Source organism: Pseudoflavonifractor phocaeensis (assembly GCF_016901735.1).
GTDB lineage: Bacteria > Bacillota > Clostridia > Oscillospirales > Oscillospiraceae > Pseudoflavonifractor_A.
On record NZ_JACLZC010000067.1, the window covers coordinates 1 to 16,772 of the forward strand.

Annotated in this window: 20 protein-coding genes, 1 tRNA gene and 1 pseudogene; 18 read left to right on the forward strand and 4 right to left on the reverse strand. The window is 59.1% G+C overall.

Features of this window, described 5'->3' with window-relative positions; all coding sequences use genetic code 11:
* Together H7U37_RS12325 and H7U37_RS12330 are read left to right on the forward strand one after the other, a co-directional pair.
* Positions 1-1,152: SelB domain-containing protein (locus H7U37_RS12325; RefSeq protein WP_204876091.1), on the forward strand; the 1,152-nt coding region annotated here is incomplete at its 5' end.
* Positions 1,153-1,183: 31 nt separating this feature from the next.
* Positions 1,184-1,279, forward strand: a tRNA-Sec gene (locus H7U37_RS12330).
* Positions 1,280-1,372: 93 nt separating this feature from the next.
* Here H7U37_RS12330 and lepB read toward each other — a convergent pair.
* The 4 genes from lepB to H7U37_RS12350 are packed head-to-tail and all read right to left on the reverse strand — an operon-like array spanning position 1,373 to position 6,079.
* Positions 1,373-1,963, reverse strand: a complete 591-nt coding sequence (gene lepB, locus H7U37_RS12335; protein WP_338049830.1) for a signal peptidase I — start codon at positions 1,961-1,963, stop codon at positions 1,373-1,375.
* Positions 1,964-2,016: 53 nt separating this feature from the next.
* A complete protein-coding gene (locus H7U37_RS12340) occupies positions 2,017-4,239 on the reverse strand; it encodes an ATP-binding protein (protein ID WP_204876094.1) in 2,223 nt (740 codons plus the stop codon).
* Complete coding sequence (locus H7U37_RS12345) at positions 4,236-5,327, reverse strand: metallophosphoesterase family protein (RefSeq protein WP_204876096.1); 1,092 nt, start codon at positions 5,325-5,327, stop codon at positions 4,236-4,238. Before H7U37_RS12345 ends, H7U37_RS12340 begins: the two co-directional genes overlap by 4 nt.
* The gene (locus tag H7U37_RS12350) at positions 5,321-6,079 is read right to left on the reverse strand and encodes a tRNA lysidine(34) synthetase (protein WP_204876098.1); all 759 of its coding nucleotides are present in this window, start codon (positions 6,077-6,079) and stop codon (positions 5,321-5,323) included. The genes H7U37_RS12345 and H7U37_RS12350 overlap by 7 nt, the downstream gene beginning before the upstream one ends.
* A gap of 329 nt (positions 6,080-6,408) precedes the next feature.
* Between H7U37_RS12350 and rplM the strand changes: the two genes are divergently transcribed.
* From rplM to H7U37_RS12430, 16 genes and pseudogenes are all read left to right on the forward strand, one after another.
* On the forward strand, positions 6,409-6,840 hold the full coding sequence (gene rplM / locus H7U37_RS12355; protein ID WP_204876100.1) for a 50S ribosomal protein L13: 432 nt from the start codon (positions 6,409-6,411) through the stop codon (positions 6,838-6,840).
* An 18-nt stretch (positions 6,841-6,858) separates the two neighbouring features.
* Positions 6,859-7,263 carry a 30S ribosomal protein S9 gene (rpsI, locus tag H7U37_RS12360; RefSeq protein ID WP_204876104.1) on the forward strand — a complete coding sequence of 135 codons (405 nt, stop codon included), beginning with the start codon at positions 6,859-6,861 and terminating at the stop codon, positions 7,261-7,263.
* 443 nt (positions 7,264-7,706) lie between these two features.
* Complete coding sequence (locus H7U37_RS12365; protein ID WP_204876106.1) at positions 7,707-8,528, forward strand: ParA family protein; 822 nt, start codon at positions 7,707-7,709, stop codon at positions 8,526-8,528.
* Complete coding sequence (locus H7U37_RS12370) at positions 8,485-9,420, forward strand: ParB/RepB/Spo0J family partition protein (protein WP_169319137.1); 936 nt, start codon at positions 8,485-8,487, stop codon at positions 9,418-9,420. The genes H7U37_RS12365 and H7U37_RS12370 overlap by 44 nt, the downstream gene beginning before the upstream one ends.
* Before the next feature lie 12 nt (positions 9,421-9,432).
* Positions 9,433-9,708: a DUF5720 family protein gene (locus tag H7U37_RS12375; protein WP_204876107.1), complete on the forward strand. Its 276-nt coding sequence runs from the start codon at positions 9,433-9,435 to the stop codon at positions 9,706-9,708.
* 27 nt (positions 9,709-9,735) lie between these two features.
* Positions 9,736-9,933 carry a hypothetical protein gene (locus H7U37_RS12380; protein ID WP_204876109.1) on the forward strand — a complete coding sequence of 66 codons (198 nt, stop codon included), beginning with the start codon at positions 9,736-9,738 and terminating at the stop codon, positions 9,931-9,933.
* A 69-nt stretch (positions 9,934-10,002) separates the two neighbouring features.
* Positions 10,003-10,896 (forward strand): DUF6017 domain-containing protein, encoded by an 894-nt coding sequence (locus tag H7U37_RS12385; protein WP_204876110.1) that lies wholly within the window; start codon positions 10,003-10,005, stop codon positions 10,894-10,896.
* A gap of 48 nt (positions 10,897-10,944) precedes the next feature.
* Positions 10,945-11,307, forward strand: coding sequence for a DUF7768 domain-containing protein (locus H7U37_RS12390; protein ID WP_015537377.1), 363 nt, complete (start codon positions 10,945-10,947; stop codon positions 11,305-11,307).
* A complete protein-coding gene (locus H7U37_RS12395; protein ID WP_204876111.1) occupies positions 11,300-11,611 on the forward strand; it encodes a DUF5720 family protein in 312 nt (103 codons plus the stop codon). Before H7U37_RS12390 ends, H7U37_RS12395 begins: the two co-directional genes overlap by 8 nt.
* 101 nt (positions 11,612-11,712) lie before the next feature.
* On the forward strand, positions 11,713-12,213 hold the full coding sequence (locus H7U37_RS12400; protein ID WP_204876112.1) for a PcfB family protein: 501 nt from the start codon (positions 11,713-11,715) through the stop codon (positions 12,211-12,213).
* Positions 12,210-12,512, forward strand: a pseudogene (locus tag H7U37_RS12405) (VirD4-like conjugal transfer protein, CD1115 family); the annotation flags it as partial. The gene H7U37_RS12400 and the pseudogene H7U37_RS12405, both read left to right, overlap by 4 nt.
* Positions 12,513-12,544: 32 nt before the next feature.
* On the forward strand, positions 12,545-14,419 hold the full coding sequence (locus tag H7U37_RS12410) for a recombinase family protein (RefSeq protein WP_005930681.1): 1,875 nt from the start codon (positions 12,545-12,547) through the stop codon (positions 14,417-14,419).
* Positions 14,420-14,497: 78 nt separating this feature from the next.
* A complete protein-coding gene (locus H7U37_RS12415; RefSeq protein WP_005930684.1) occupies positions 14,498-14,677 on the forward strand; it encodes a transposon-encoded TnpW family protein in 180 nt (59 codons plus the stop codon).
* A gap of 134 nt (positions 14,678-14,811) precedes the next feature.
* Positions 14,812-15,108 (forward strand): P-loop NTPase family protein, encoded by a 297-nt coding sequence (locus H7U37_RS12420; RefSeq protein ID WP_005930687.1) that lies wholly within the window; start codon positions 14,812-14,814, stop codon positions 15,106-15,108.
* A 185-nt stretch (positions 15,109-15,293) separates the two neighbouring features.
* Positions 15,294-16,127: a methyltransferase domain-containing protein gene (locus H7U37_RS12425; RefSeq protein ID WP_002584969.1), complete on the forward strand. Its 834-nt coding sequence runs from the start codon at positions 15,294-15,296 to the stop codon at positions 16,125-16,127.
* Positions 16,128-16,258: 131 nt separating this feature from the next.
* Positions 16,259-16,555 (forward strand): DUF3847 domain-containing protein, encoded by a 297-nt coding sequence (locus tag H7U37_RS12430; protein WP_016147288.1) that lies wholly within the window; start codon positions 16,259-16,261, stop codon positions 16,553-16,555.
* Positions 16,556-16,772: the final 217 nt, after the last annotated feature.

Sequence of the window (16,772 nt, forward strand, 5' to 3'; positions counted from 1 at the left end):
GGGCTGGAGCGGCAGGCGGTCCGCCGGGGGGCGGTGCTGGCCGCACCGGACAGTCTTACCGTAACCGACCGGGCGGCGGCGGAGCTTTTTCTTCTCCCACAAGCCCCCTATCCGGTGCGCCACAATGCCGCCCTCCATGTGTATTACGGGTCGGAACACCAGGTATGCCGGGTGCTGCTGGCCGGCCGGCGGACCCTGGAGCCGGGGGAGCGGTGCTTTGCCCAGCTGCGCTTTTCCCGTCCGGCGGCGCTGGGGGCGGGGGACCGCTGCATCATCCGCTTTTTTTCCCCCACGGTCACGCTGGGCGGCGGCGTTCTTTTGGACCTCCAGCCGGCGGGCAAGACAGACCCGGCTCTGCTGACGGTGCTGGCGGCAGGAGGGCCGGAGGCCCGGACGGCGGCGGTGCTGGCCCGGATGGGCGACCGACTGCCCAAAACCGAGGAGCTGGCCCGGCGAGCCGGTCTCACGCCGGAGGACTGCGGCCTGGCCCTGGAGGACCTGGAACGCCGCGGTCTTGCCCTGCCGCTGGGGGGGCGGTGGATGGCCGGCGGTCAGGCGGCGGCTCTGTGGGGGCGGCTGCGGGCCGCCCTGGAGGACTTCCACCAACGGGAGCCCCTGTGGCCCGGCATGGCCCGGGAGGCTCTGCGGGCCGCGCTCTTCCCCCACGGCTCCGCCCGGGCGTGGAACGCCCTTTTGTCCTGGTACGCCGCCCGATACAGGCTGGTTTTATCGGAAGAATGGGTGGCGCTGCCCGGCTTTTCCGTCCAATGGACGCCGGAATACGAGGGCCTGCGCCGGATGCTGCGGGAGCGGTACGACCGGAGCGGACTGACCCCTCCCACCCGGGAGGAGGCGCTCTCCCCCTTCGGCCGCCAGCGGGAGAAGGCGGAACAGGTCCTGCGCCGCATGGCGCTGGACGGGGAGCTGACCGCCATTGCGCCGGGGCAGTGGGTCCGGCCCCACTGCCTGCGGGAGGGGGAACGGCGGCTGGCGGCGGCCTTTGCCCGCAAGCGGGTGTGTACTTTGGGGGAGCTGCGGGACGCCTTAGGGCTCTCCCGGGCCAGGGCGCTGGTGCTGCTGGACCACTGGGACCGGACGGGGGTAACCCGCCGGGTGGCGGAGGGCCGGGTGCTCCTCCGCCGGGGCGATTGACGGAACAGACCCGGTGGTCTATAATGGCTCCGGGGACAGAAGGGACTCTGGTGAGCTCCACGGTCTTCAAAACCGATGGGGGCGCTGGACGCGCCCCGGTGTGTTCGATCCGCACCTGTCCCCGCCACAATGCCCCAAAAAAGAGGCCCCGGACCGTTTATGAGACGGTCCGGGGTCTTTTGCTGTGGGGAAACGGCGCCGCTGCCGGGGCAGCGGACGGTCAGACCAGGAGGCGGAAATCGGAGAAGGGAAAGCACACCATAATGGCCTTGCCGATGATGTACCGCTCGTCCACCGCGCCCAGCCGCTCGTCCCGGCTGTCGGAGGAGTGGTTGCGGTTGTCGCCCATGACGAACACGGAGCCCTCGGGCACGGTCAGCTCCCGTATGGTCAGGTAGATGTCTCCCGGCTCCTCCATGGCCTCGGCGATGTAGGGCTCATCCAGCACCTGTCCGTCCACCGAGACGGTGCCGGCCTGGTAGTCGATGGACACGGTCTGTCCCCCCAGGGCGATGATCCGCTTGACGATGGGCTCGTCAAAGGTGCCGAATTCCTTGTTGAGCACCACCAGGTCCCCCTGTCTTGGGGTATAGCCCACGCTTTGCAGCAGGAGGGTATCGCCGTTGTGGAGGGTGGGATACATAGAGTTTCCCTTGACGCCCACCACCCGTCCGGCGAAGGTAAAGAGGAGGATGAGGACGGTGAGGCAGACGGTCAGGGCCTGGAGCCAGAAAAACAGGTCCATGCTCAGGCCCTGGACGCTGGTGAGGGATTCCTTTTGGGGGGTGGAGGTCTGGGACTGTGCGGTCAATGGAGGTCAACTCTCTTTCTCAAGCGTTCGCTTTCTTTGAGGAGCATTTTACCTCAATTTGTCTCGTCTGACAAGGTGCATATGGTCACATCCGGCCGGCCGGCCAGGTAATGGGCCTCCCGGCTGTGGCAGGTAAAGAGGAGGATCTGCCGCTCTCCGGCCAGCTGGAGCAGGCAGTCCAGGGCCAGCCGGGCCCGGTGGTCGTCGAAGTTGGCCAGGGCGTCGTCCAGAACCAGGGGGACGGGGTCGCCGGCGGGGAGTGCCAGCTCGCAGACGGCCAGGCGGACGGCCAGATAGAGCTGGTCCACCGTGCCCTGGGAGAGGGCCGCGGCGGCGTGGGGCAGGATCTCCCCCTCCGCCCGGACCTGGGCGGAAAAATCCCGGGCCACGGTAACGGAGTCGTATTTTCCGCCGGTGAGCTGGGCCAGCAGTGCCCCGGCCCGGCGGTTGAGGGCGGGGGAAAACCGGGCCTGGAGGGCGTCGTAGGCCTCCTTGAGGCCGTCCAGCGCCAGTCCGAGGGCGTCGTACTCCGCCCGGCGGCTTTGGAGCTGGGCGCGGAGTTCCTCCAGCCGGGCCTGGGTCTCGGCGGGACTGCCCAGAGCGGCCAGTTCGCCGCCGGCCTGGGCCTCCTCCCGCTGGGCCTGGGTGAGGGCCGCCGCCGTGCGGGAGAGCCGGGCCCTGGTCTCTTCCAGGTCATAGCGGGGCTGAAACCCGCCGTCCTCCTCCGGCTCCTCGGGCGGGGGCAGCGTTTGGGCCAGCTTGCGGGCGCTCTCCAGGCGCTGGGCGGCCTGCTGGTACTTTTCCCGCAGAAAGAGGGCCCGGGAGAGGGCGGCGGACACGGTGACCGGGTCCTTGGCGCCGGGCGCGAAGGCGCGGACGGTGCTCAGGAGGTTGATCCAGCGGCTGTCCCGTTCCCGGCGGATGACATCCACCCGGGTAATGGTACGTTCCATGGTCTCGTCGGCCCTGGCGGCCTCCTCCCAGCGGGCGGCGTAATCCTCGGCCAGGCGGAGGATCTCCTCCCCCCGGTCCACGCCGTAGCGGCGGAGGAGCTCCCGCTGGCGGCGGAGGCGGCTCCGGTTTTCCCGAAGGGTCCGCCACAGCAAAAGCACGCCCCCGCCGGCCAGCAGGACGCCGGGGAGGAAGAGCCAGGGGGACCACACCCCGCCGCCCACGGCGCAGACCGCCGCCAAAATCAGCAGCGCCAGCGGCAGCGCGACGGCGCGGGTCTGCCGGGGCGCCGCCTGGGCCGCGTCCCGCCGGGCGGTATAGCGGGCCTCGTCGGGGTCCATGCCGGTGAAAAACCGCTCCTGGTCCAGGCGGTGGTGGGCCTGTCTGGCCTGTTCCACGCAGGTGGCCCGGAGGGCGTCGGTGTGTCTGCCCTCCTGGGTGAGGCTGCGCACGGCGGCCAGCTCCTCCTGGAGGTCCCGCACCGTCTCCCGTTCCGGGGTGGGTCCGTCCTGGAAGAGGGCCTGTCGGATGCGCTGAAAGTCTCGCTCCGCGGCGGTCTGTTCGGCCTGGGCCTCCTCCCACACCTGGCGGCGGCGGCTGTCGGCCCGGAGGCGGTAGGCCGCCTCCTCCCGCTGGAGCAGGCCCTGTTCCCGGCGCAGGTCCGCGGCGGCGTCGGCGGCCCGGCGCATCCGTTCGCCCGCCGCCTCCTGCTGGGCCAGAAGGGCGCATAGCTGCCGCTCCTCCTCTTCCAACGTGGGGATCAGGCCGGTCTGCCGGTATTTCCGCCGGTTCTGCCAGGCTTTGAGCTGCCGCTCCACCTGGGAGTAGGACACCTCCTCCTCGCCGGTGGAGACCAGGGCGGCAATGCGGGCTTCCAGATCGGGGGCGGCGTCCACGGCGGCCCGCCCCTGTCCGATGAAGGCCGAGCGCTCATAGACCGCTCTGGACACCCCCGTCAGGTCCTCGCCGCTGCCGGTGAGCTGGGGAATGGGGGCGCCGGTGGCGGCGTCCACGGCCTGAAACAGTCCGAAGGGGGCGCTGCCTCTGGGCCCCCGCCGGAGGAGGATGTCCCGTCCCTGCCAGGTGAGGCGCATCTCTCCCTCCATCGCCGCGCCGCTCCAGGGCTGGTAGCGGTTTTTTTCGGCGATGGTCCCCTGCTTGTCCCGCTCCCGGGTGGGGATGCCGTAGAACATGGCCCTCAAAAAGGCGCACCAGGTGGATTTTCCCCCCTCGTTGGGGGCCTGGATGACGGTAAGTCCCGGTCCTGGCCGGAGGGTGCGGCGCTCCAGGCCGCCGAAGGTGGCGTGTAATTCCTTGATGTTCATTTCGGGTCCTCCCGATGCTCCAGGGCCGCCAGGCCGAAGCGCACGGCCTCCTCCACGGCGGTCTGTTGTGTCTCATCCCGGGCCTGGTCCCTGCGTTTGGCCATGGCCCGGAGAAAAAGTCCGGTGAGGGTATCCTCCTGGGCTCTGTCCCACAGCGCGCGGCGCAGCCGGGTGCGGTCCCGCAGGGTCAGGCTGTAACAGCGGGACTTGGCCATGGCCTCCAGGGCCCGGAGGTCGGGCTCCTCCTCGCCCCGCTCGCCGGTGAGGGTAACCCGCCAGCAGTCGGGGCTCTCCTCCCGGGGGAGGAGAGCGTCCAGGACCTCGGCGGCGGGCCGCCCGGCCAGGTCCGCCTCTTTTTCCACATAGCGCCGGCGGCACAGCGGAAGAAAGGTCTCCCGCACCTGTCCCTTGTCGATCTCCAGGCAATAGACGCCCTTGTCGCCGGTCTCGTCAAAGCCCCGGCCCTCCGGGCAGCCCGGATAGGCCCACCAGGTATCCCCGGTTCGGTTGAGGCCGCTGGCGGTGTGGACGTGTCCCAGAGCCAGGTAATCCAGGCCGCTGGCGGCGATGTCCGCGGCGGGCACCGGTCCGTAGCGGTCGGTGGGCTCGGTGGAGCCGTGGAGGACCATCAGCCGCAGCCCCTCTCCCTCCGCACGGAAGCCCTCCAGTACCCGGTCGGCCCGGGCGGGCGCGGTAAAGGCGGCGCCGTAGACGGTACAGCCCAGCCGGGGGAGGGGAACTGCCTCCGCCTGGGCGGTGTGGAAGATGTGGACGTTTTCCGGCCACTGGATGCGGGCATAGGGGGAGCGGGGGGACCAGAAATCGTGGTTGCCCGGGGCCAAAAACACGGGAACGCCCATGCTGCCCAGGGCCCGGGCCAGCAGCTGGGCGGTCTCACCGTAGATCTGCTCGCTGTCCAGCAGGTCGCCGGCCAGCAGCACCAGCTCCACCCCCTGTTCCCGGACGGTGTCGGCCAGGCGGAGGAGGAGGTCCCGCTGCTCCTCCCGGCGCTGGGCGGCCTTTTCGGGGGGCAGGGCGCGGAAGGGGGCGTCCAGGTGAAAATCCGCCCCGTGGAGCACCTTCAGCATACCGGTCCCTCGCTTTCCTCCAGGGGAGGCATCCGGCGGTGCTCCACCGGCCCCCAGGCGGGGAGGGGCAGGCGCTGCATGGCCCCAAAGACCCGGCTTTTCAGGTTGGGATACCGTCCGCTCAGCTCATAGACCAATTCCTTGACCTCCTGGCGCTTGGTGGAGCCGTCGGCGGGACAGGGGTTGAACACCACCGGCAGCCCCTCCTTTCGGGCCACGTTGGCTACGTGGCGCTCGTTGCAGTAGAGCAGGGGGCGGATCTGGGTAATCCGGGTGCGGTCCAGCCAGGTGACGGGCTGGAAGCAGGAGATGCGGCCCTCATAAAAGAGGGAGAGGAAAAAGGTCTCCACGGCGTCGTCGAAGTGATGGCCCAGGGCGATCTTATGGAGGCCCCGCTCTTTCATGGCGTTATGTAACGCGCCCCGGCGCATCTTGGCGCACATGGAGCAGGGGTTCTTCTCCTTGCGCACGTCGAAGATGATGTGGGCGATTTCGGTTTTGATGCAGGTATAGGGCACGCCGATGGAGGCGCAGTATGCGGTCACGGGGGCAAAATCCATGCCGGTGCCCATATCCAGGGTGATGGCCTCCACGGTAAAGGGCTTGGGATAGAACTCCTTGAGCCGGGCCAGGGCGGCCAGCAGGACCAGGGAGTCCTTGCCGCCCGACACCCCCACCGCCACCCGGTCGCCGGGGGCGATCATATCATAGTCCTCCACGCAGCGGCGCACGTAGGACAAGATCTGTTCCATGTTCATTCCTCCACAGAAAAGGCGGAACTTTTCCCGCCGGAAAAATCAAAAATCAAAAAAGAGTATAACGGAGCTTTCAAAAGAAAAAAAGAGAAAAGAGAAGCTTTTCACTTTATAACCAAAAGAAAGCGGAAAACGCCTTGACAGGGGTTAAACCCTGTAATATAATTGCTGATGCTCCGTTGTGCAGGTATTATTCTACACGCGGGGCGCCTGTTCTGTAAAGCGAAAATTTGAGCGCGTTTCTGGAGACGAGCGAAAGGCCGGCTCCGCCGGCCTTTGTCTGGTTTCTGGAAATGCGCAAGAAAACCAAAATTGGAGGTTTCACCATGTCCACTTTTATGGCCAATAAGGGGAACATCGTCCGCAAGTGGTATGTGCTGGATGCGGCCGGCAAGCCCCTGGGCAAGACCGCCGCTGCCGCCGCCACCCTGCTGCGGGGCAAGCATAAGCCCGAGTACACCCCCCACGCCGACTGCGGCGACTATGTCGTCATCATCAACGCCGAGAAGGCCGTCCTCACCGGCAAGAAGCTGGAGCAGAAGTTCTACCGCACCCATTCCGGCTATCCCGGCGGCCTGCACGAGACCAAGTACCGCCTGCTGATGCAGGAGAAGCCCGAGCTGGCCATGAAGCTGGCCGTGCGCGGCATGATGCCCCGCAACATCATCACCAAGGACTCTCTGACCCGCCTGCACATCTACCGCGGCGCGGAGCATCAGCAGACCGCCCAGAAGCCCGAGCCCTGGGTCTTCGACTAACGCAGGAGGTAAACGAGAATGTATAAGAGCAAGAAGCCTTATCTGTACGGCACCGGCCGCCGGAAGTCCTCCGTGGCCCGCGTGCATCTCTTCCCCAACGGCACCGGCGCCATCACCATCAACGGCCGCGACCTGGACGAGTACTTCGGTCTGGAGACCCTGAAGCTGCTGGTCCGTCAGCCTCTGGCTGCCACCGACACCCTGGGCAAGGTGGACATCGTCGCCACCGTCACCGGCGGCGGCGTGACCGGCCAGGCCGGCGCCATCCGTCACGGTGTGGCCCGCGCCCTGCTGGAGATGAACCCCGAGTTCCGTCCCGCTCTGAAGTCCGCCGGCTTCCTCACCCGCGATCCTCGCATGAAGGAGCGCAAGAAGTACGGCCTCAAGGCTGCCCGTCGCGCTCCCCAGTTCAGCAAGCGCTAAACTTTATCAAAAGTGGTCAAAAACCCCGGAACTACGCGGTTTCCGGGGTTTTTCCTTTTCAAATGGTTTGATGCAATTTGACAGAACGAAGCCTCTTTTAACCCATTTTCTATGGGTTAAATGGTGGACAACCACCCCCAAAAGAGGGCTTATGGGTTAAAAAATAGGACAACCGAGACGTGATTTTGGGCTGCTAAGGGGATGTTTATTTATACATCTCCAAAATACCTTTTCCGTGAAAACGGTTTGTCTGAATCTGACCTAATTTGAACAAAAGAGAATAAATTTAATCGCCAAGCGCTCAGTATTTTTTACTGGGCACTTTTTGCATTTCCGGGGAATTTCATTCCGGGATAAGAAAAGGCCGTCACTTTCAATTTTTGAAGTGGCGGCTTTTTCTATTTCCAGAAGCCATAGAACAATTTAGAAATGAGGTGAAGTCATTGAACACGCAAATCATCGCCATCGCCAACCAGAAAGGCGGCGTTGGCAAGACAACCACCTGCGCGAACCTGGGGATTGGGCTGGCGCAGGCCGGAAAGAAAGTGCTGCTGATCGACGGGGACCCGCAAGGCAGCCTGACCATCAGCCTGGGCCACCCCCAGCCGGACAAGCTGCCCTTTACCCTGTCCGACGCGATGGGCCGTATCCTGATGGACGAGCCGCTACGCCCCGGCGAGGGTATCCTGCACCATCCGGAAGGCGTTGACCTGATGCCCGCCGACATCCAGCTCTCCGGCATGGAGGTCTCCCTGGTGAACGCCATGAGCCGAGAGACCATCCTGCGGCAGTATCTGGACACGCTCAAGGGACAGTATTCCCATATCCTGATTGACTGTCAGCCCTCCCTGGGTATGCTCACGGTCAACGCCCTGGCCGCCGCCAACAGGGTCATAATCCCCGTTCAGGCGGAGTACCTGCCCGCCAAGGGCCTGGAACAGCTGCTCCAGACCGTAAACAAGGTGAAGCGGCAGATCAACCCCAAGCTCCAGATCGACGGTATATTGATGACGATGGTAGACAACCGCACCAACTTTGCCAAGGAAATCGCCGCTCTGCTGCGAGAGACCTACGGCAGCAAAATCAAGGTGTTCGGCACCGAAATTCCCCATTCTGTCCGGGCAAAGGAAATCAGCGCCGAGGGCAAGAGCATTTTTGCCCATGACCCCAATGGCAAGGTGGCCGAGGGGTACAAAAATCTGACCCAGGAGGTGATAAAACTTGAAAAGCAGCGCGAAAAAAGTAGAGCTGGCTCCATACGATGACTTGTTTTCCACCGAGGAAAGCCGCCAGGATGCCAAGCTGGAAAAAGTACGCGAAATCCCGCTGTCTGAGCTGCATCCTTTCAAGAACCACCCCTTCAAAGTCAAGGATGACGAGGCCATGATGGAGACCGCCGACAGCGTTCGGCAGTATGGTGTTCTGGTTCCGGCGATTGCCCGCCCGGACCCGGAGGGCGGCTATGAGCTGGTGGCCGGTCACAGGAGACACCGGGCCAGTGAGCTGGCCGAGAAAGAAACCATGCCTGTAATTGTCCGGGACTTGGACGATGACGCCGCTACCATCATCATGGTGGACAGCAACTTGCAGCGAGAAAGCCTGCTCCCCAGCGAGAGGGCCTTTGCCTACAAGATGAAGCTGGAGGCTATGAAGCACCAAGGTGAGCGCATGGATTTAACTTGTTCCCAAGTTGGGAACAAGTCTGCTGGAAAGAAGTCCAGCGAGCTTTTGGCTGAACAGGTCGGCCAGAGTAAAAATCAGATTTTCCGCTATATCCGCCTGACAGAGCTGATTCCCGAACTGCTGGATATGGTGGATGAAAAGAAAATCGCGCTCAATCCGGCCTATGAGCTGTCTTTCCTCAAAAAAGAGGAACAGCGGGACTTGCTGGACGCGATGGACAGCGAACAGGCTACCCCCTCTCTCTCCCAGGCCCAGCGGCTCAAGAAATACAGCCAGGAGGGACATCTGACCCTCGATATGATGCGCGTCATTATGGGCGAGGAAAAGAAAAGCGATCTCGACAAAGTGACCCTTTCTGCTGACATCCTGCGGAAGTATTTTCCCAAGAGCTACACGCCCCAGCGGATGCAGGAGACCATCATCAAGCTGCTGGAGGGGTGGCAGAAGAAGCGCCAGAGAGACCAGGAACGATGAAAGGAGCCGCCTATGAGGGATATTTCAGCCCGTGAGCTGAAAGGACACAACATTTTGGCCGTAGAGCGTTTTCAGGATAACACCCGCTGGATGATCGAGTTTTCCATCCTGCGTCCCTGTTCCTACGGTAGCCCCGGCGATGAAATGCGGCTGTTTCTCACCGAGGACGGGTATCAGGCCGCCCTCGTAAGCCAGAAGCGCCGGGAAATCAAAGTCAAGCGGTATGCCCATGTGATTGAGGGCCATGTCCTCGACTTCAAGCCGGACAAGCGCCGCCGCCACTCGTAAATCTGCCATTACCACGAAAGGAAAGGAATGAATATGTGTACTGTCCAGAGCATCAAGGATGCTATCCGGGAAAACTGCCAGTCTCTGTATGACATGGAATCCACCGACATTGACCGGGTTTTGCAGACCCTCCCGTTTTCGGGGCATGATTCGTTGTTCGACCAGCCGCCGCTGCCCAAGCGTCCCTACCGGCCCCGGAAGAACACGAAAACCAAGAACAGCTGAACGCCACAGTCTTTTTTACGAAAGATTGTGGCTTTTTTCATGCCCTGAGAACAGAAAGGAGTGAAGTCAATGGCGGTCTTTCGGATTGAAAGAACCCGCGACTATACGGTTATGAGCAATCATCACCTGCGGAACCATGAATTGTCCCTGAAGGCAAAAGGGTTACTTTCCATGATGCTGTCCCTGCCGGATGACTGGAACTATACCACCCGTGGCCTTGCAAAAATCTGCAAGGAGGGCGTGGACGCCATCGGGAATGCGCTGCGGGAGCTGGAAACTGCCGGTTACATCGTGCGTCACCAGCTGCGGGACCGGCAGGGTCGGATCAGCGACACCGAGTATGTCATATATGAGCAGCCCCAGCCCCGACAGCCGGAAACGCCCCAGCCGGATACGGATGCACCAGATACGGCTTCACCAGATACGGAAAACCCGTATCTGGATAAACCGGATACGGAAAAGCCCGCAGAATTAAATATAGAGAAATCAAATACCCAAAAATCAATTACTCATGGATCAAGTACCGATTCCATTCCCTTCCGGGAGCCCGCGGCAGCACAGCTGCCGGAACGGAAAGGAAGGGATGCGATGTCACTCACAGAGATGGAAAGTTATCGGGATTTGATTCTGGAGAACATCGAGTATGACCACCTGTGCCGGGAGTTTACCACCTACCGGGAGGACCTGGACGAGATTGTGGAGCTGATGGTGGAGACCGTCTGCGCCAAGCGGAAAACCACCCGGATCGCTGGAAGCGACTTCCCCCATGAGGTAGTCCGCTCCCGTTTTTTGAAGCTGGACAGCTCCCACATCGAGTTTGTCATGGAGTGCCTGCGGAACAACACCACCGAAATCCGCAACATGAAGCAGTATCTGCTTGCGGTGCTGTTCAATGCGCCGACCACGATCAGCAATCACTACACCGCACAGGTCAACCACGATATGTACGCAGGCGGCTGGTAAACAGCCGCTTTTGTGCTGCCCGGGCACACCGGGAGAAAGGATTTTGCCATGAAACGACCCCTTGCTTACATTACGGCTCCCTGGAGCAACAGCCAGTACGAGAACGCCGAGAACGCTGCGGCCTACTGTCGTCAGGTGTACGACGCCGGGTATTCGCCCATCTGCCCGGTGCTGTTCCTGCCCACCTTCCTCAAGGACGAGATTCCCCAGGAACACAAGGACGGGCTGGATATGGCGCGGGACTACCTGCGCCGGTCCCATGTGTTGGTGGTCTGCGGCCACGGTATCGACGAGACCGTGAAGAATGACATTGCCACCGCCGAGCGCCTGCGGATCACCGCCACCACCCTGGACGGCATCCTGACCGTGAAGGGCCAGGGGCGCGGGAAAGGAGGTGCGCGCCATGCCTGAGCGTAAGACCGTGGGCCAGCTGCTGGAGGAAATGCGCCTCAAGGCCGGGGCGCAGAACTACCACGGCCACGAATACATGGATTTGCAACGGTTTGCCGAGAACACCCGGCACATGATTATCTTCGATGTGCTGACCCACGATTCGCCGGTGGGCTGGAAAGGCGAACGGACCCGCCTGTTTCTGACGGAGGCCGGATACCAGAAAAGCCTGGAGAACCAGGAAAAGGGCCACATCAAGATTCTCAGCCATGCCAAGGTGCGCCAGGGGCATCTGTACTATGACCGCTCCGACCAGCTGCGTTGAAAGGAGCCTGCCATGATGAAATACCTGCTGCGGCGGCTGGTGGTCCCGCCTTAGTATCAAGCGCCACCCCTGCAAAATCCGTGGAAAGGAGGCGATGACCTATGCAGGAGGAAGTGGAAAACAGGACTTTGACGCTGGTAGTTAGCGGAACAAAGTTTACCGGGCGGCTGTTTAAGGCCGCCATCACCAAGTACCTTGCCCACCGCAAGGAAAAGAAGCTGCAAAAGCAGAAAAGCCGGGATACCCCCGTGATTCCCCACGGCAAACAGACGGTGAAGCAGCTGATCGGCCAGAATCAGGGCGTTTCCAACATCGAGATCACCGACACCTCCATCAAGGAGTTTGAGAAGATCGCCCGGAAATACGGCGTTGACTATGCGGTGAAGAAGGACCGCAGCAGCTCCCCGCCCAAGTACCTGATCTTTTTCAAAGGCCGGGATGCGGATGCCCTGACCGCTGCCTTTACCGAGTACACCGGCAAGAAGGTCAGAAAGGCGCAGAAAACAGAGCGTCCGTCCGTGCTGGCAAAGCTGAGCCAGTTCAAAGAGCTGGTGAAACACGCCGTCGTGGACCGGAACAAGCGGAAGGAGCTGGAACGATGAAAAAGCCGCTTGACATCAAAAAGCTCCTTTTGCTGAATATGCCGTATATCCTGATGGGACTGTTCGCCACCAACTTCGGTGAAGGATGGCGGATGGCCGTGGGTGCGGACGCTTCGGCAAAAATGCTCTCGTTCTTCTCCGCGCTGCCGGTGGCACTGGCAAGCTGGTGGCCCAGCTTGCACCCTCTGGACCTGCTGGTGGGTCTGTGCTGCGGTGGTGGCCTGCGGCTTGCGGTCTATCTCAAGAGCAAGAACGCCAAGAAGTACCGGCACGGTATGGAGTACGGCTCCGCCCGCTGGAGTGCATAATTTTAAGTGTAAAGGACACCTACATGGACGCACAGGAGGTTATGCACATGACTGATTATAGCAAAATTACCGCCCTTTACTCCCGCCTTTCCGTGGGCGACGAGGACAGGGACGGCGGTGAGAGCAACAGCATACAGAACCAAAAAATCTTTTTGGAGAACTATGCCAGAGGACAGCACTTAACCAATATCCGGCACTACATTGACGATGACGAAAGCGGCAGATTTTTTGACCGTTCTGCCTATTCCCGCATGATGGACGATGTAGAAAACGGAAAAATCGGTGTCTGCATTATGAAAGACCTGACGCGCTGGGGGCGCGACTATCTCCAAGTTGGCAACGCTATGGAGATATTCAGACGGAACAATGTGCGCTTTATCGCGGTCAACAACGGGATAGACAGCGAGAAGCCCGACACATTGGAGTTTGCGCCCTTTATCAACATCATGTCGGAGTGGTACGCAAAGGACATCAGCAAGAAAGTAAAGACCGGCATTAAAACGAAGGGCATGAGCGGAAAGCCGATTGCCACCGAAGCCCCCTACGGCTATATGAAAGACCCGGACAACAAGGATTTTTGGATAATCGACGAGGAAGCCGCCGAGGTTGTGCGCCTTATTTTCCGTCTGTTTATCGGCGGGAAGAACCGCAACCAAATCGCCGTATATCTGACGCAGGAGCAAATCCCTACCCCTACTTTCTACATGAAAGACCGGGGACGGGGAACGTGTAAAAACAAGGCGCTCAATGAGGATAACCGCTACAAGTGGAACAAAGTCACCTTGACCCATATCCTCACGCGGCAGGAGTATTGCGGCGATGTAGTCAACTTCAAGACTACAAAGCATTTCCGGGACAAGCGGAACCACTATGTAGACCGGAGCCAATGGCAGATAACCGAAAATGTGCATGAGCCGATTATTGACCGCGCCGACTTTGAAACCGCACAGCGGATTTTGGAAAACGCGCCCGTCAGACGCCCCAACGGGGACGGGGAAATCCACCCTTTGTCGGGCTTGCTTTTCTGTAAGGATTGCGGCGCAAAAATGCACATCCGCATAGATTACAGGAACGGCGGCAAGCGGCATGTTGCCTATTGCAGCGAGTATCACAAGGGGAAAGCCAAAAACCCCAAGTGCCATTCCCCACACATCATCGACGCGGACTTGCTCATGCAGACCGTCGCGGAAGTGCTGAAGAAAATCGAGGACTACTCTATCAGCAACCGGGCGGAGTTTGAAGCCTTAGTGAAAAAGAACCTTGCCATGCAGCAGACCGACCAGACCAAGAAGCAGCAGAAACGTATCCCGCAAATCACGACACGCCTTGAACAGATTGACAAGGTGCTGAATAAGCTCTATGAGGACAACGCCCTCGGCACTATCCCGCAAGACCGCTATGAGCAAATGTCGCAAAAATATTCGGAAGAATACTACACACTGAAAACGGAGCTTGCCACACTCCAAGAGCAGCTATCCGCTTATGAGAACGCGGGAGGGCGGGCGCAGAAGTTTTTGAAGCTGACGGAACGCTATGCCGCCTTTACTGACCTGACCCCCGCCATTCTCAACGAGTTTATCAGCCGGATTGAAGTGCATGAGCGCGACAAGAAAAGGGCAAAACAGGCTGTTCAGCACATCGGGATATATTTTAACTATATCGGCAGATTTGAGAACGAAGTGACGCAGCTTGCAGAGCCTACGGAGCAGGAAGTCCGGCAAATGCGGGAGGAAATCGAAGAAGCCCAAAAGGAAAAGAGCCGCGCCTACCACCGGCAGTATTCAAGGGAGTACCGGGCGCGAAACCTTGAAAAGCAACGGGAATATGACCGCATGAAAGCGCGGGAATACCGGGCAAGGAGAAAGGCGCAGGCCGCCGCCGCAGCACCCGCACAGTAAAACAGAATACCGACAACTAAGAGGGATTTTCCGGGCTACGGGAAATCCCTTTTTCGCGCCCGGAGAAAGGAGCCGCCTATGGCAGAACAGACCCCCGACAGTATCATCACGACACAGAAGAACGGACAGACCATCGTTGCGGAATTGTTTTTCAATCACAGCGGCACAGAAACATTCCGCGACAAGCTGCTCAAAGTGATACTTGCCGACAGCTTGCAGGACGGTCAAGAGCCGGAAAAATCGGAAATTTTGCGATAACAGCCGCCCCGACGATACATTCCCCGTCCGGGCGGTTTTTATCGTCAAAAACGCCGTTTTCTCCAAGTCAAGAGCCGGAGAAAACACCCGAAAAATGCCCCTATTGCATAACAGGGGCGCAGAAAGGAGAGTTTATGCGAACAGGGCTTCCCAAGCAAAAAAAGACCACAGACATCTGGTTTGATGAGAAAGACCCGTTGATCCATATCCGTACCCACAATACCGACTTGAAGAAGCGGCTTGCCGCCTATGCCGAGCAGCACCCCGATGTGTGCCGCCAGACCGACGCAGACCCGGAAACGGGCTGCATGGAGTTTGACATTGAGAAAGGCCGCTTCTCTTTCCGTCTGACCGCCCCATACAGCGAGGAACGGCGGGAAGCGGCGCGGCGGTACGCCAGAGAGAGCAACGCCGCCGACAGGCTGAAATAGAGTGGAAATGTTCATAGTTTTGTGCTATACTTTTTCTAAAAGCAGAGTAATACTGCGGAATTGATTGGAGGACAACACAATGGTTACATTTATGAGATTAAGATAAAACCGCGAGTTATGTTGCGGTTATCCGTATTGCATAACTCGCTTATTGAAGCAGAGATGTAATTACGGAGGAAAAACAAATGAATAATAATTTATCACGCTTTGCAGACAGCAAGGTTTATTTTCAATGCCCAATTTGCACAAAATCAATGGATATACAAGGCAATAGCCTAATTTGTAGACATGGACATTGCTTTGATATTTCAAGATATGGGTATGTAAATTTGTTGTTAAAATCATCGCCCAAAACCAACTACAGCAAGCGGTCTTTTGACAACCGGCACCAAATTTTGGAGTATGGCATGTATGATGTTGTGTTGGAGAAAATCATACAGTTTATTTCTGATACGCCATCTATAAGAAACATTTTAGATGTTGGTTGCGGCGAGGGTTTCTATGCAAGGCAGATACAGCAAAGAACAGAACGAAACATCTTTGCCTTTGACTTGTCAAGGGAGGCAATACAGATTGCATCAAAAAAAGACAAGCGCAAAGCAGTGAAGTGGTTTGTTACTGACTTATCAAAAATCCCTTTGAAAGACGGAAGTATGGATTGTATTTTAGACATATTTTCGCCTGCACACTACAAAGAATTTCAGCGATTGCTATCTCCTAACGGATATGTTGTGAAAGTAATTCCTACGAAAAATCATTTGAGGGAAATCAGGACTAAAGTGCAAGCACACTTGAAAAATCCAGATTATTCAAATGAGTCTGTCGTTGAATATTTTGAGAAATATCTTAAAACCATTTCAAGAGAAACGGTTTCAGCCACCGTACAGTTGTCATCAGAACAAAGAATGTCGTTTATTGAAATGACGCCGCTTCTCTTTTGCGTTGAAAAAGATTGCGTTGATTGGCGTACTCTCACACATTTGACAATCGAAGCTGATGTTTTAATAGGAATGTATTAAAGGGCGTATTGATATTTAATATTCCCATTTATTGAGCAGAACGGAGTAAACCAAACACCCTAATCAAAAGGACAGCCGAGGAAATCGACTGTCCTTTTTCTATGCCGACAGGTAGAAAGGAGTGACCACCCATGACGAAACCGAGAGAAAAAAACCGCGAGGAATTGCAAGCCGAGATTGAGGACGGGAAGAAGAAAATCCGGCAGCTTGAAAACCGGGAAAAGGTGTTGCGGCAAAAGTTATCCCAAGAGGAACGCAGGACGCGCAGCCATCGGCTGATCGTCCGGGGTGCGGTCTTTGAGAGCATTGTGCCGGAAGCCAAGACCATGACCGACGAGGAAGCCGCCGCCTTTCTCCGGCTTGCCTTGACGAGCGAGGAAGCGCGGGCTTATCTGAAAAAACGCACCAAGGGCGGGAAAAGCGAATAATCCCTTTGGCACAAAGGGCGCACTTATACACCCTTACGGGTGCGTGCGCTCTGCCGAGGGCTTGTCGGCACAGAGAGAAAGCCGCTTGCTTCCCTCTCTGACCGACATTGGCGGCTTTGCCGCAACAAGGGGCTGCACCCCTTGCGCCGCTTACGCGGCTATCCCTGCACACCCACAAAAACAGTACACCCGCCGTTGGCGTCTGTACCATTTTTGC